10 protein-coding genes, 2 pseudogenes and 1 riboswitch are annotated in these 13,520 nt (G+C 42.3%); of the genes and pseudogenes, 2 read left to right on the top strand and 10 right to left on the bottom strand.

The window, feature by feature from the left end; all coding sequences use genetic code 11:
• The 3 genes from B7C60_RS17635 to crcB form a co-directional block, all read right to left on the bottom strand.
• Nucleotides 1-742 (bottom strand): thiamine phosphate synthase (locus tag B7C60_RS17635; RefSeq protein WP_245868450.1); only part of this gene is annotated, 742 nt, incomplete at its 3' end.
• 4 nt (nucleotides 743-746) lie between these two features.
• Entirely contained in the window at nucleotides 747-2,681 is a 1,935-nt protein-coding gene (gene thiC / locus B7C60_RS02705) for a phosphomethylpyrimidine synthase ThiC (protein WP_099610320.1), read from the bottom strand.
• Nucleotides 2,682-2,786: 105 nt separating this feature from the next.
• Nucleotides 2,787-2,885: riboswitch (TPP riboswitch) on the bottom strand.
• A 52-nt stretch (nucleotides 2,886-2,937) separates the two neighbouring features.
• Nucleotides 2,938-3,321, bottom strand: coding sequence for a fluoride efflux transporter CrcB (crcB, locus tag B7C60_RS02700; protein WP_099610319.1), 384 nt, complete (start codon nucleotides 3,319-3,321; stop codon nucleotides 2,938-2,940).
• 344 nt (nucleotides 3,322-3,665) lie between these two features.
• Here crcB and B7C60_RS02695 point away from each other — a divergent pair, with 344 nt between their 5' ends.
• On the top strand, nucleotides 3,666-5,756 hold the full coding sequence (locus tag B7C60_RS02695) for an alpha-amylase (RefSeq protein ID WP_099610318.1): 2,091 nt from the start codon (nucleotides 3,666-3,668) through the stop codon (nucleotides 5,754-5,756).
• A 222-nt stretch (nucleotides 5,757-5,978) separates the two neighbouring features.
• Nucleotides 5,979-7,229 (top strand): valine--pyruvate transaminase, encoded by a 1,251-nt coding sequence (locus B7C60_RS02690; protein WP_099610317.1) that lies wholly within the window; start codon nucleotides 5,979-5,981, stop codon nucleotides 7,227-7,229.
• Nucleotides 7,230-7,289: 60 nt separating this feature from the next.
• Here the strand turns inward: B7C60_RS02690 and B7C60_RS02685 are convergent, their stop codons facing one another.
• The 7 genes and pseudogenes from B7C60_RS02685 to B7C60_RS17630 form a co-directional block, all read right to left on the bottom strand.
• A complete protein-coding gene (locus tag B7C60_RS02685) occupies nucleotides 7,290-7,727 on the bottom strand; it encodes an Hsp20 family protein (protein ID WP_099610316.1) in 438 nt (145 codons plus the stop codon).
• A gap of 456 nt (nucleotides 7,728-8,183) precedes the next feature.
• Complete coding sequence (locus B7C60_RS02675; protein ID WP_099610314.1) at nucleotides 8,184-8,603, bottom strand: GreA/GreB family elongation factor; 420 nt, start codon at nucleotides 8,601-8,603, stop codon at nucleotides 8,184-8,186.
• Nucleotides 8,604-8,942: 339 nt separating this feature from the next.
• Nucleotides 8,943-9,077, bottom strand: a pseudogene (locus B7C60_RS02670) (pyridoxal kinase); the annotation flags it as partial.
• A gap of 33 nt (nucleotides 9,078-9,110) precedes the next feature.
• A complete protein-coding gene (locus tag B7C60_RS02665; RefSeq protein WP_099610313.1) occupies nucleotides 9,111-9,299 on the bottom strand; it encodes an AbrB/MazE/SpoVT family DNA-binding domain-containing protein in 189 nt (62 codons plus the stop codon).
• A 119-nt stretch (nucleotides 9,300-9,418) separates the two neighbouring features.
• Nucleotides 9,419-10,729 carry a putrescine-ornithine antiporter gene (potE, locus tag B7C60_RS02660; RefSeq protein WP_099610312.1) on the bottom strand — a complete coding sequence of 437 codons (1,311 nt, stop codon included), beginning with the start codon at nucleotides 10,727-10,729 and terminating at the stop codon, nucleotides 9,419-9,421.
• A gap of 61 nt (nucleotides 10,730-10,790) precedes the next feature.
• A complete protein-coding gene (gene speF / locus B7C60_RS02655; RefSeq protein ID WP_099610311.1) occupies nucleotides 10,791-12,971 on the bottom strand; it encodes an ornithine decarboxylase SpeF in 2,181 nt (726 codons plus the stop codon).
• Nucleotides 12,972-13,439: 468 nt separating this feature from the next.
• A pseudogene (locus B7C60_RS17630) lies at nucleotides 13,440-13,520 on the bottom strand (XRE family transcriptional regulator); the annotation flags it as partial.

Here is a 13,520-nt window from a genome sequence, read left to right as displayed (position 1 = left end):
GCCAATAGTCATTAATAAACACTTGCGCCTGATACTGCCGCCCTAATGCAATGGCTTGGATGATTTGCGGTTCTAAGTCCAGTGGCTGCGGATGCTTAATTCTCAACTGAACGGTTTTAACCCCAAGTTGCAGCAACCGATTAACCCAACCAACATCATCCACCACAGGGTATAGCCCTAAGCTCTCCTTCTGTAATGGTGGAAATGCGAGTGTTCGAAAGGCGTTGGCAGAAAATAAATAAGGAACCGGAAAATCTTGATACTCGGTCGGCCATGTTTCACGTGAAACCTTTAATGCAGCTCGCGCAAGTGTCAAAGCATCATGCAGAGGGAAATCCAAACTCAATGCCGCCATTAGCCAAGCAAAGTGTCGCCATGCTTGTGGCGGCTCCAAAACCGAAACAGAGGTGAGCCGATAGTGAACCCCTTGCTGTTGCCAAAAATCGGCGACTTGGCCTTGAATATGCCCACCAATAATAATGCTATTCTCGTCCACCTCTAGATTTGAAGTGGATGAAAAATAACGTATCACACGCTCATTCGTACCTTGGGGTTGATCAATATGAGCAAAGAGATCGCAAGAGAAAGAGGAAGTGGTATCAGTAACAAGCTGCAACGATGGCGTTGAGCTTACACCCAGCACCACTGATTCAATCGCAAATCCTTGTTGCTGAGCAAGCCGTAAAACTTGCTGCACCTCTCCCGTCAGCGCAATACAATGTGAGGGGATCAGTAACTTCACAAGCTTACTCCTCTGTACTGATAGCAGGATGGTATAACTCCGATCCAGCCGCACGAAATTCCTGTGATTTCTGCGCCATGCCTTGTAATGGATCATCCAACAGGGTGACGGAAATGGCTTGATCCGCTGCAACCTGCTGCGGATGATTGGCGTATTCCCGTACCTCTTGAGAGATTTTCATTGAACAGAACTTAGGGCCACACATGGAACAAAAGTGAGCCACTTTGCCCGATTCTTGCGGTAAGGTTTCATCATGGAAGGCTTTGGCTGTCACTGGGTCTAGTGATAAGTTAAACTGATCTTGCCAACGGAACTCAAAGCGAGCTTTCGATAACGCATTATCACGGAGCTGCGCACCGGGATGACCTTTCGCTAAATCAGCGGCATGGGCGGCAAGTTTGTAGGTAATTAAACCGGTTTTAACATCTTCTTTATTGGGTAAGCCTAAGTGTTCTTTTGGAGTAACATAACAGAGCATGGCACACCCAAACCAACCGATCATCGCCGCCCCAATACCAGAAGTAATGTGGTCATAGCCCGGTGCAATATCGGTGGTTAAAGGACCAAGGGTATAAAATGGCGCTTGATGGCAATGCGCTAGCTGCTCATCCATATTGGCCTTAATCATATGCATTGGCACATGTCCCGGCCCTTCGATCATCACCTGAACATCATATTCCCAAGCAATTTTTGTCAGTTCACCCAAGGTATGTAACTCGGCAAATTGTGCTTCATCATTGGCATCAGCAATTGAGCCGGGACGCAGGCCATCTCCTAGCGATAACGCGACATCGTATTGCGCACAGATTTCACAGATTTCTCGAAAATGGGTATAGAGGAAGTTTTCTTGATGGTGTGCCAAGCACCATTTAGCGATGATAGAACCACCACGAGAAACAATTCCCGTTACCCGTTTGGCGGTCATGGGAACATAGCGTAATAACACCCCAGCATGAATGGTAAAGTAATCGACCCCTTGCTCGGCTTGCTCAAGCAAGGTATCGCGCATCACTTGCCACGTCAGATTTTCTGCCACCCCATTGACTTTTTCTAAGGCTTGATACATAGGCACCGTCCCAATTGGAACGGGACTATTACGTAAAATCCACTCCCGAGTTTCATGAATATTTCGCCCAGTGGAAAGATCCATCACCGTATCGCCTCCCCAGCGAGTCGACCACACCAGCTTTTCTACCTCTTCTTCAATCGAAGAACTAACGGAAGAGTTACCAATGTTGGCATTCACTTTCACCAAAAAATTGCGCCCAATAATCATCGGCTCCGATTCAGGATGGTTAATATTACATGGCATGATGGCTCGACCATCTGCCACTTCCTGACGAACAAACTCAGGGGTTATCTCTTTGGGTAAATAGGCACCAAAGTTTTGTCCAGAATGCTGACGATTCAATTGCTCATCCTGATAGTGACGACGCCCCATATTCTCACGTAAAGCGACAAACTCCATCTCTGGCGTAATGATTCCTTGCCGCGCATAGTGAAGCTGAGTCACTCGTTGCCCTGTTTTCGCACGGCGAATTTTGGGTAAATTCCCATAACGCAGTTCATCAAGGGTTTCATCGGCTAAACGTTCACGAGCAAAGTGTGAACTCATTTCAGGCAAGATTTCCGTATCTTGCCGTTCTTCAATCCAAGCTTCGCGCAGTTTTGGTAAACCTTTTTGTAAATCAATTACATAATCGGGATCGGTATACAAACCAGAAGTATCATAGACAGGAATCGGGGCATTGCTGGAAAAAATTGGCGCTTGTTTTGTGCCACCAATCAGGCTATCGGCCAGTGAAATCTCACGCATGGGAACCCGAATATCCTGCCGAGAACCGGTGACATACACTTTTTTCGAATTGGGATACGGTTGTACCGAGAGGGTTTCAATAAACTGTTTAGCTTCCAGTCTCGCTTGTTTACGAATCGACATAGCATTTTCCTTGGTTAACAATTAGGGATAAATGCTTGGCGGAAAGATGCGACAAGAGGGGATGACAAATAAGAGATGGATGAATAGAAGGATAGATAGACATCCAGATTGTCTTCTCTTGTTCCCTTCGCAGGTTCTAGCCTGATCAGGTTCAACGGATCCCGAATTAACGGTCTCAGCCTTATGGCACTCCGACAAGTTGTGCCATTATAGAGAAGAGCGAAACGTTAACCAAGAGAAAAAGGATAATTTTTAATCAGCTACGGAGTAACCAATGATAGCCACACCAAGCAGCAGAAATGCTTAACATGACATTGAGTAACACATTAAACCCCATTTTAAAGAAGGCACCTTGTTGCATCATCAATACGTTATCCATCGAAAAAGTCGAAAATGTTGTTAATGCACCGAGAAAACCCAAACCGATGATTTGTCGCCAAGGGTAAGGAGCAAGCCACTCATTCTCAATCGCAGCGATCAGTAACCCCATAATTAAAGATCCCACCACATTCACTGTCAATGTTCCGTAAGGAAAAGATCGTCCGAATAAGGTCACACACCATTCAGATACCACATAACGAGAACAGGCACCGATTGCTCCCCCGATTGCGATCAACCCTAAAATAGATAACTGTCCCATGAGCCCTCCTCTAATTTTTTACCCATTGTACCGCTTTACCACTTCGGAAAAGAAGCACGTTATCGGTAAAGTTAGCTTTTCCTTTATCGGGATTTAGGTAGAAGATGATGAACGTTTTAAAAAGTTACCGGAGTCACTTCTAATAACAAAATATACAAATAAGCTCATATTTCTTCTATGAGCAGTTTTTCAACAAAAATGTATCCCCTTCGTACTCTTGCTATTTTTGTGAACACGATTACTTTTTGTAGTAATAATAATCCCTCACTAAGTGGTCAACCGCTCGGATTGTATAGGGGGAGTTTTGCTATAAAGAGGCTATTTCATTCGGGGGAAAGGACACTATGAAAAAAACCATACTTGCATTATCCATCGGGATAATAAGCGCCTGCAGTCAACTTCCTGAAGAGGCACTGCTACTAACCATTAATAACCAACAAACAGTTTTCAAAGCGAACTCAGAGGGGTTATTGATTGCTGAACAGAAGATAGAGAAAGGAAGCTATACGCTTTCGATTTCAAATGCTGCTCAAAGCTGTGGAGCCCATTTTGCGCTAAGTGACGAGGAACGGATTAAATTTAATCAACCACTGAAAGTAGATAACTGTGCACAAGAGTCGGCTATTCCGATTCGAATTTTTAAAGCAAACACTTATCAATTTGAGTTGAATCCTAAAACTGATCAACTGACGGTTAAAATCAAGCCACAAACCAGTGCAACATCCAACTTTATGTCAACCTGCCCAGTGGCAAGTGACACGCCAAAAACGATCAATGTGAGTCAAACTTTCGCCAATGGTAGCTTAGTGCGAGATGCACTTACTGGGCAAACCACCACCGTCACAGATGGCCATATCACGCTGCAACCAGGTAAAGACAGCCAAGGCCTATTATTGCTTGAAGAGGTAGAAGCCACTCCATCAACCGCTTTTAGTTGGGATAATGCGATTGTCTACTTTGTCATGACAGACCGTTTTTATAACGGCAATCCAGAAAATGACCACAGCTATGGGCGTAGTAAAGATAATCAGCAAGAGATAGCGACCTTCCACGGCGGTGATTTAGCCGGTTTAACACAGAAACTCGATTATATTGAATCACTCGGTGTTAACGCGATTTGGATTACTTCACCATTAGAGCAGATCCACGGTTGGGTTGGTGGTGGTGATAAAGGGGACTTTAAACATTACGGTTATCACGGTTATTACCATCAAGACTGGACCAAGCTTGATGCGAACATGGGAACAAAAGAAGAACTACGCACCTTTATTGATACTGCACACCAAAAAGGCATCCGCGTCATTTGGGATGTAGTGATGAATCATACTGGCTATGCCACACTCGCGGACATGCAAGAATTTGGATTTGGTAAACTCTATCTCGATGATCAGGAAGCAAAGCAAATCTTGGGTGAAAAATGGACCGATTGGCAACCTAAATCCGGGCAAAGCTGGCACAGTTTTAATGACTACATCAACTACCGAGATAGCCAAGCTTGGGAAAAATGGTGGGGCAAAGATTGGATTCGTACCGATATCGGCAACTATGATACGCCTGGGTATAACGATATCACCATGTCATTAAACTACCTGCCCGATCTCAAAACCGAATCAACCCACAAAACAGGGCTACCCAACTTTTTCCATAATAAAGACACTGGTGCACAAGATGAATTAAAGACGCCTCGTGAACATTTAATCACATGGCTCTCTGATTGGGTCAGAGAATATGGTATTGATGGCTTTAGAGTCGACACCGCAAAACACGTGGAAATGGAAGCCTGGGATCAGCTCAAAACAAGTGCGAGTCAAGCGTTGGCTGAATGGAAACAGAACCATCCTGATAAAGCCTTAGATGACCTCCCTTTTTGGATGACCGGAGAAGTATGGGCTCATGGGGTCGTAAAAACGCCTTACTTTGATAATGGTTTCGACTCCATCATTAATTTTGAATTCCAATCTGATGTCGCACCGAAAGCCCTCAAATGCTTTGCTCACCTTGAGCGAGACTATAAACGCTATGCAGAGAGTATCAACCAGGATCCTGAATTCAACGTACTGAGCTACCTCTCTTCTCATGATACCGCGCTATTCTGGGCCTCTCGTAGCCGCAGTATTGACGATCAAAAACGAGCTGCCAACGCATTAATGCTCGCCCCAGGAGCCGTACAAATCTATTACGGTGATGAAATTGCTCGTGATTTTGGGCCAACAGGGTCTGATTCTCATCAAGGTACTCGCTCTGATATGCCTTGGGCGGCCATAAAAGGAGAACGCCAAACCCTACTTAATCATTGGCAAAAATTGGGCGAATTTCGCCAACGCCACCCAGCCGTTGCCCAAGGTAAACATATTACTCACCAACAGGAAGGATATTATGCCTTTGAACGTCGATACCAAGATGACAAAGTTTTGATTGTGTATACGGGTGAATAACTTCGTTGCATCGTAACAGCCGTAAGGGAAGCGAAATGCTTCCCTTTTTTATTTAGAATGCATGCATCCACCCTGTTTTTATTCCCGTTTTATCCATTCCTTGCATTTCACTCTTTGCCTTATTCTTACATTGCGGTATGGTCAATATCATCCATTCACGTAGCAATGCGCGTCAATGATAGAAAAATAATCATAAGCAATCACAATCAGGTATCACAGCACATGGAATTCTCTCAATTTGGTGAAAAGTTTAATCAATACTCAGGCATTACCCAATTAATGGATGATTTAAATGATGGTCTACGCACTCCCGGAGCCATCATGCTCGGCGGCGGTAACCCAGCTGCGATTCCAGCCATGCTTGATTATTTTCATCAAACCAGTGCCACCATGCTAACCAATGGGGAATTGCTCGCCGCTCTAACCAATTACGATGGCCCTCAAGGAAAAGATAAATTTATCCGAGCACTAGCAAAACTATTCAAAGAAACCTACGGATGGGCAATTAGTGAAAAAAACATCAGCCTGACTAACGGCAGCCAAAGTGGTTTTTTCTATCTTTTTAACTTATTTGCTGGCCAACAACCGGATGGTACCCATAAGAAAATTCTGCTCCCACTGGCTCCCGAATACATCGGTTATGGCGATGCGGGAATCGATGAAGACATTTTTATCTCTTATCAGCCAGAAATAAAAATATTGTCAGAGGGTATGTTCAAATACCATATCGATTTTTCACAGCTCAAAGTCGATGATTCGATTGCAGCAATCTGCGCCTCTCGCCCAACCAACCCCACCGGAAATGTCCTGACCGATGATGAAATTCGTCAATTGGATCAACTGGCACAAGAAAATGGAATTCCACTGATCATTGATAATGCTTATGGCCTCCCCTTCCCCAACATCATCTTTACCGATGTTGAACCATTTTGGAATGAAAACACGATTTTATGCATGAGCTTATCGAAACTCGGCCTACCGGGCGTACGTTGTGGGATCATTATTGCCAGTGAAGCCATTACTCAAGCACTGACCAATATGAACGGTATTATTAGTTTAGCACCGGGAAGCCTTGGCCCAGCAATAGCACATCATATGATTGAACACGGGGATTTACTGCGTCTAAGCCGCGAGGTTATTAAGCCTTTCTACCAGCAAAAATCCCAAAGAGCAGTTGAACTGCTGCAGCAGGCTATTACCGACCCTCGTTTTCGTATTCATAAACCAGAAGGCGCTATCTTTTTGTGGTTATGGTTTGATCAACTACCGATTACCACAATGGAACTCTATCAACGCTTGAAAGCTCGTGGGGTATTGATTGTCCCGGGCGAATATTTCTTTATCGGTCAGCAACAAGAGTGGCAACATGCCCATCAATGCCTACGTATGAACTATGTACAAGAGGATCAAGCAATGCAAAAAGGGATTACGATCATCGCCGAAGAAATTGAGCGCGCTTATCAACATGGATAACATAAAAGAGCGCCTATCTGGCGCTCTTTTCATTCTTTATTGGCTAATGAAACCAATCACTTAATTATTTTCAATTAAGTTATTTCCGTTAATCGCAATTTTACGAGGCTGCATGGCTTGAGGAATTTCTCTTTCTAAGTCAACGTGCAACAAACCATTTTCTAATACCGCCCCGATCACTTTAACGTAATCCGCTAATTGGAATTTACGTTCAAAGTTACGCTCTGCAATACCTTGATAAATATAGTTTTTATTCTCTTCTTCAGCACGCTCACCACGGACAATTAAGGTATTTTCTTGCTGAGTAATGTCCAACTCTTGTTCAGCAAAACCAGCGACCGCCATGGTAATGCGATATTTATTCTCTTCTTGTTGCTCAATGTTATAAGGAGGGTATCCTCCTTGAGCATTTTTCGCAGTGCTCGCTTCCATCATATTCAATAAACGGTCAAAGCCAATCGCGTTACGGTATAAAGGAGTGAAGTCTACAGTTCTCATAATCCTATCCTCATTTAAGCAATAGTCTTAACAATATTTGTTAAGTGATGATACCTATTCCTATGAACTAAGCTCATCAAAGGGTTAATGGTTGAATGACAAACCTCTTAATTCTGAGCGAATGTCATTTTCATGCTGAGGCCCTAACGGCATCCTCTTCATTCACTGATATAAGGGCGAGCAAATTACTTTCAAGAGCAAACATAAAAAAATTTATTTAAATGAGGTTTCTTTCAACCTGACGGCTTTGCCAGCTTCGCTGGGCAAACAAAAAAGCCTAATCACACGATTAGGCTCAGGCACTCTATACTTAACAAATATTGGCTTATTTACGGCGTTTACGGGCTTTTTCTACTGTGTTATCCGCCATTTTCTCCTGCTTCAATTTACGCTTTTCCTTTAAGCTTAATTGCGGCTTTTTCATGTCTTTCTTACTCATGTAATGTTTCTCCTTATCTACTGACAAAGTAAACAGCCACACGTGAAATCGGCACGTGCTGACAGGTTCGATTTACGGGTCACTTGAGTGATAGTAAAACTTCGCCGTTGACCTAAAATGATCAACTCGAGTTTATCTTGTTCTACTCGGCCAAATAACGCCGAGCCTAAATAAGAATCTACTGCAATGTATCCCACTGAACGATCACAACGATGGTCCGGAACTAAAGTGACTTGAAAAGGGCGGCTGTTTTGCGAATCCACGAGATGAACTGTATCGCCCAAACCAACACGATGACAGCAAAAGGTATCATGGTACTTCGCTTGTCGCTCGAGTAATTGCAATAAAAGCATGGGGGACTGATAGGTAACGAACTCATTGGTTAGCCACCACATACGTAATCCATGAAGCCATGATTGATAAAGACGATAAAGCATAGTGATTCCTCTACTCCCACCCCAAAATTAAGGACTCATCGTGAGTATTTATCCGAGAGCACCATCACTCTCGGTTTAAACCAGGAAAGTAACCACCACCATCACCTCCAAAAAATGAACTCTTTTGACTATAGCGATTAAAAAAAAGAAAGCAAAAGGGAAGAACAAAAGGAAATGGCGTCTTTTAGGAATAAACATCAGTTAATCGCAAGATCTCACACAATATTAGCCAGTTAAGCCAATATTGTAGATAAACCAGATAAAAATCTTTATTTTCATGTTGGCGTAATAAAAATAATGGCAATGTTGTTATCTCATCGCCATCTTTATAACACCTTAGCAGATGTATAACGCTTCAGCATTGGCTTGCTTCACCTTGTTGACCGTTTCTTGAACCGCCAAACACTGTTCCGCACTGCTGTTACCCGCATGGCCAAAAAAGATGTGTGACTGGATAGTAAGGATACCTTGCACCGTTTCAGACCCTTTTTTATGTTAATCAAGCATTCAAATGTCGTACTCTTCGTTCGAATGAGTCTCGGTGTTAGTTTTTAGTACCATTTTCTTAATTTCCATTTTGTCGTTATTGAGTGCAATCTCAAGAGTATCTCCAGCCTTTATTCCAAGCACACTCAAAATAGCGTTTGGAATGACGACCACGGTATCCTCACCGATCTTAACTGGTTGGCTAATCATCTTTCATCCTCCAATATCGAAAATAGATTTCCTCGTTATGGCTATAAATAAAAAATTATTATCGAGATGAAATAAAAGAGCTTTCCATACTAAGAAAACGGAAAGCTCTATTGAAAAACTTAGTTTATTAACGGTTCATGCTTAGAAGCAATCAAACCGTAAGCACTCCATCCGAGGAAGGTGACGATCGACCCCCACATCATCGCTTCGTAGCCAGAACCATAAAGCGCATAGAAGCTGTATAGAGAACCAATCAAAGCAATAACATTGGTTATTTTCATCTCACGAGTAGGCACTTTTGCCACTTGCTGCATAATGAAAATAGCGCCCATACATAAAATGTAAGGAATCACATTGGTGACCACAGCCAAATTCACAAGAGCTTCAAACTGCTCGTTCAACGTTGGTGAAATGGTCATTAAAGATAGCGCCGATTGAATCACGGTAATCGTGATCATACCTTTAATGGGCGTACCACGTTTATCTATATCGGAGAATAACTTAGGGAAAAAACCTGCATCAGAAGATGATTTAAACACTGACGCAATAGTGAATTGCCAACCTAATAGAGAACCCGCACAAGCCAGCACCGCCATACCAGCAACCGCTTTACCAGCTGTCGAGCCAAGCATCACAGACCACACTGTTGAAAATGGTGCTGTCGACGCCGCTAATTCGGCATTTCCGACGATACCTGAACAGATATTGGTTGATATTATATAAACCACGGCAGCAATCAGTGTCCCGCCAAGCACAGCGATAGGGACATTCTTCTCTGGATTTTCTACCGCTTCTGAGTTAGCACATGCTGACTCAAGGCCAAGAAATGCCCACAGTGTCATCGCGATGGAAGCACTTACCGCTTCACCAAATGGAAGGCTGTGTGGATTCCAAGCTTCGATGTACATGGTTGGATTAAACCAGAACCACCCAACAATACCCAGTGAACACACCGGTAGGATAACGCCCCATACCGTAAATGAACCAATTTGACCGGTGATTTTTGCACCGCCGAAGTTAGCGAGCGTACAAATCCAAAGAATCGCAATGGTATACAGGCAAGTTTCAACTGGCGATAAGGTAACGTCAAAGAATGCAGAGCCATAACCGACACAGGTAATCGCGATCGCAATATTAGCAATAAGAAGCGATAAACCGTAAGTCCAGCCAGCCATAAAGGCTCCAGACTTACCAAACGCATAAGAGGCATAGCCGTTCATACCACCGTCACGTTTACTAAAACGGCCACATTTTGCAAAAACATAAGCTAAAGCTAAAGAACCAGCAGCGGTAATCAGCCAAGACAATATAGAAATGGTGCCGACTTGTGCCAGTTTACTTGGTAACATAATGATACCGGAACCGGCCATATTGATGAATGTCAGAATAGTAAGCTGTATCACTGACATTTTTTTAATTTCAGTACTCATAAAACATTTTCCATGAATAAGTGGTTCGTACCAATGCCAAAGCAAGGTACGAACGAATGGATCAATCTATTAGGACATAACAATGTGCGGTAGTACGACCGTTGACATCTTCAAGATATACGCCTTGAATTTCAGGAGCGAAGCCAGGAAAACGATTAATACCTTCCTCTAGAGATAGGAAGTAATCCACCACATTTTGGGTCCAGATCTCACCCGTGATCACACAGATAATACCTGGAGGATAAGGAAGGGCACCTTCTGCAGCCACACGACCCACCGCTTCTTTAAGAGGCAAGTAATCACATTCTCCACGGAAATATTTACGTGTTGCGACATCGGGTTTATGGACCATTTTGGGGAGGTATTCGCTGCGGAACATCGATTTTTGCAACTGTTTCACATTCAGCTCTTTATACATGTCATGCATTTCCTGACACAGCTGACGAATCGTATAGCCTCGGTAACGATCTTTATTCGCTTCATAAACACGTGGGAGCACGATACTGAGAGGCACATCATCTCGAATGAATTTTTCAAAACGATTAATCTGAGCAACAAGATGACGGATCTTACCCATATCTTCTGCTGGAGTTAGTAAGAATAAGATCGAATTCAGATCACACTTCTCTGGGATAATGCCATTTTCACGTAAGAAATTAGCCAACAGCGTTGCAGGGATACCAAAGTCTGCATAACTGCCATCTTCTGCAATACCCGCAGTCGTTAATAGCAATTTACATGGATCAACAAAGTATTGGTCTTTACCGTAACCTTCAAATTTATGCCAACTTGCATTGGGTTCAAACATGAAGAATTTCTTGTTTGTGGCAATTTCCTGAGTATCGTAACTCCCCCAAGGTTGGCCATCGATTTCATTTGGAATGAAAGGACGAATAAGCTCACAACTATTTAGAATTTCTTTGCGCGCTTCGATGCCGATCTTCACTGCATCATGCCATAGGCGGAGACCCGCTTCACCATCATGAATTTTTGCGTTGACATCAAGCGCAGAGAACAACGCATAAAATGGAGAAGTCGATGCATGCATCATAAACGCATTATTGAAACGTTTGTGATTACAGTAACGAGCTTGCCCTTTAATATGGCTGTCTTTTTTATGAATTTGCGAAGTTTGAGAAAAACCTGCTTGTTGTTTGTGAACAGATTGAGTCACAATCACACCAGCATCTTCTGGTTTTAGATCCAAGAGTAACGGTGAACAATCTTTCATCATTGGAATAAACTGCTCATACCCAACCCATGCGGAATCAAACAAGATATAATCACAAAGGTGGCCGATCTTATCCATCACATAGCGAGCGTTATAGATCGTACCATCATAGGTGCCAAGTTGAATAATAGCTAAACGGAATGGACGTTCATCACGAGCACGTTCAGGAGAGACTTTTGCAATCTGTGCCCGAATATATTCTTCATCAAAACAGTGTTCATCCATGCCGCCGATGAATCCCCACGGATTACGCGCCGTTTCCAAATAAATCGGCATTCCACCAGCTTGAATTAAAGCACCATGGTGGTTTGATTTATGATTATTGCGATCAAATAAAACCAAATCACCTTCGGTAACGAGCGCATTACATACAACCTTATTTGATGCAGAAGTACCGTTAAGTACAAAATAAGTTTTATCCGCATTAAATACTTTTGCTGCATGAGCCTGAGCCTGATGAGCAGAACCTTCATGGATAAGTAAATCACCTAAATCGACATCCGCGTTACACAAATCACTACGGAATAGATTTTCACCAAAGAAATCATAAAATTGCTTGCCTGCCGGATGTTTTTTAAAGAACTGACCACCTTGGTGTCCCGGACAATCAAATGCAGAGTTTCCCATTTCAACATATTGAGTTAATTGCTTGAAAAAAGGAGGGAGTAAACGACATTCATATTTAGCTACTGCTTCGTTGATTTGACGGCAATAATAATCAATAGACTGCCCTTCTAAATCAATAACACCAGTTAACCAAACATAATCTTCTGCAGAAACTGGAGTATCGTCTGTAACAAGGAACACAGGAATGCCATAACCTGTCTCTGAAATCATTTTATGTAGGCCAGCTTTAATATCTGTAGATGTGATAATAGCGGCACCAACATCGGTTAACTCAACTTGATCTAAAGGTTGTAGATGGCGATTGAAATTCTCATCTAAAGATTCAGCCAATAAGCTAAAATCTTCTGGCATATAATTACTAACACCAATAATTAAGCGCTTCATTTATAATATCTCTTTTCTTGTTATTAAAAATCACAAGCGCAGATATTACAAATTAGATTAATATTTAAAATTCAAAAAACAAATTTTGTGATTAAACATTCATATTAAAAAACCTTATTTTTAAAAATTAAAATTTAGCGATTTCAATCACATTACACGTGAGATTTCAATGATAATAGAGACAAAACCACAATAAACATTGATGAAATTTCGTGACAAGATCTAACATTATTAAAAATAAAATATAGAAAAAATAAGATTTTGTGATTTTCATCACCGTATCGAATAACAAAAAAACCAGAAGAACAAAAATCAATTCCAATCTAAAATTTAACACAAAAAAAAGACCACCAACACAAATGCTGATGATCTTTTACTTTTGTGTATACCCAAATAACTTGGTGTTGCAGGTAGGCGGCTACGTTCTTTCACCCCTGCAGCTTCCAGTAGGAAGGGTATAAATCAAATTTAATTAAATAAATGACTATCTAACTTCACACCGTTATTAGACCACTGTTTGTAACGCTTGACGGCCATTCCTGAAGAATA

Source organism: Vibrio fujianensis (assembly GCF_002749895.1).
Lineage (GTDB): Bacteria > Pseudomonadota > Gammaproteobacteria > Enterobacterales > Vibrionaceae > Vibrio > Vibrio fujianensis.
The sequence above is the reverse complement of the archived record's forward strand: the minus strand, read 5'-3'. Positions and strand labels throughout refer to the sequence as shown.

Bases quoted from the DNA above. Each gene is read 5' to 3' on its own strand.
- thiC (WP_099610320.1), bottom strand. From the start codon at position 2,681: ATGTCGATTCGTAAACAAGCGAGACTGGAAGCTAAACAGTTTATTGAA.
- crcB (WP_099610319.1), bottom strand. From the start codon at position 3,321: ATGGGACAGTTATCTATTTTAGGGTTGATCGCAATCGGGGGAGCAATC.
- B7C60_RS02695 (WP_099610318.1), top strand. From the start codon at position 3,666: ATGAAAAAAACCATACTTGCATTATCCATCGGGATAATAAGCGCCTGC.
- B7C60_RS02690 (WP_099610317.1), top strand. From the start codon at position 5,979: ATGGAATTCTCTCAATTTGGTGAAAAGTTTAATCAATACTCAGGCATT.
- B7C60_RS02685 (WP_099610316.1), bottom strand. From the start codon at position 7,727: ATGAGAACTGTAGACTTCACTCCTTTATACCGTAACGCGATTGGCTTT.
- B7C60_RS02675 (WP_099610314.1), bottom strand. From the start codon at position 8,603: ATGCTTTATCGTCTTTATCAATCATGGCTTCATGGATTACGTATGTGG.
- B7C60_RS02665 (WP_099610313.1), bottom strand. From the start codon at position 9,299: ATGATTAGCCAACCAGTTAAGATCGGTGAGGATACCGTGGTCGTCATT.
- potE (WP_099610312.1), bottom strand. From the start codon at position 10,729: ATGAGTACTGAAATTAAAAAAATGTCAGTGATACAGCTTACTATTCTG.
- speF (WP_099610311.1), bottom strand. From the start codon at position 12,971: ATGAAGCGCTTAATTATTGGTGTTAGTAATTATATGCCAGAAGATTTT.